This window comes from Rhodococcus sp. NPDC003348, assembly GCF_053589375.1.
Window position 1 is genome coordinate 1 of the sequence record NZ_JBSFRT010000095.1, and the last position, 1,175, is coordinate 1,175.

1 protein-coding gene and 1 pseudogene are annotated in these 1,175 nt (G+C 66.9%); both read right to left on the bottom strand.

The genetic code is table 11. The annotated features are described in order from the left end of the window. Positions 1 to 854, bottom strand: an 854-nt coding sequence (locus ACWDU4_RS28250; RefSeq protein ID WP_450117270.1) for a DUF222 domain-containing protein, incomplete at its 3' end; no start/stop codon positions are given. A gap of 119 nt (positions 855 to 973) precedes the next feature. Beyond that, positions 974 to 1,171: pseudogene (locus ACWDU4_RS28255) on the bottom strand (HNH endonuclease signature motif containing protein); the annotation flags it as partial. Positions 1,172 to 1,175: the final 4 nt, after the last annotated feature.

Below are 1,175 nucleotides of genomic sequence, written 5' to 3' on the forward strand. Positions count from 1 at the left end.
CGGGTGGTGAGCCCGACGTCGAGGGGGTTGCCGTTGTCGTCCATGACGATTGGGGTAACGGCCGCATCGCAGGACAGCATCACCGCCTGACGGAGACTGACCGGTCCGAGCCACGGCATCCAAGCAGGCCCCCGCCGGATGAAAGAGCGTCCCGGGTTGGTGGCGTTCGCGACGGCCTGCGCGAGAGGGCAGCCGTCGGATCCGCAAGTTCCGTTGCAATCTCCTGGACCGCACCGGTTCTCGCTGCGATCGCAGACGGTCGATCGAGCATTGCTCGTGCCGCGGGTACCAATACCCGTGCGGGTGCTCGTGTCGGTATCGGTGTCGGTACATGCGACGGTGACGGTGACTGCGTTGGTGGTCGGGGTTCCCGCGTCCGTGGTGGTGTGAGTGGCGTTGGCGAGGTCGTTGAGTCCGACGAACACGGTCATGTGTGGTTTCTCGCCGCCCTCTCCGGGTGCGTCACCCGAGTCGAGATAGTGGCGGACGATGTCGGCGAACGCGTCGGCGCGGCGTTGTGGTGCGGTCCTGGGGTCCTGGTCGGGTTCGCCGTGGGTGTTGTTGCGTCCGGGTTGCGGCTTGGACAGCGCGGACAGGGCAGTGAGGAGTTGTTCGCCGGTGGTCTTGTCGAAGTGCCCTTTGACTCGGACCCTGCCGCCGGCGGTGGGGGAGGCGAAGAACTCGTTGAGTGCCTCGTTCTCGTCGTCGGAGGGTGGCCCGTCGTTTCGTCGGAGGGTGGCCCGTCGTTGTCCCTTTCGAGCATGGTCTTGAGGGCGGTGGCGCGGTTGGCGGTGTCGGCGGAGTGTTCGTGTTCGGCGGCGGCGACGAGGTAGTCGGTGCACTGTTGGGTGCATTCGGCGACCGGGTCGAGTGCTTCGCCGTCCACGACGACGGGGTCGATGTCGGAGATCAGGTCGGGGATCTGATCGAGCAGGTTGGTGATGGCCCGCACCTGATCGACATCGACGGTGCCGGCTGTGAAGGCGTCGGCGAGGTCGGGCCTGTTCCCGAGGCTGCGTCCGGCGGTGATGATCTTCTTCGCCTGCCCGGGGGTGAGCTTGCAGGTGCCGGACAGCCAACCCTGTGTCGACGACGCGCCGACGGTCTGGGCGACACACCGTTCGTCGATCTCGTGGACCAGACGCACCCGCAGGGCGTCGAGTTGCCGCATCCGC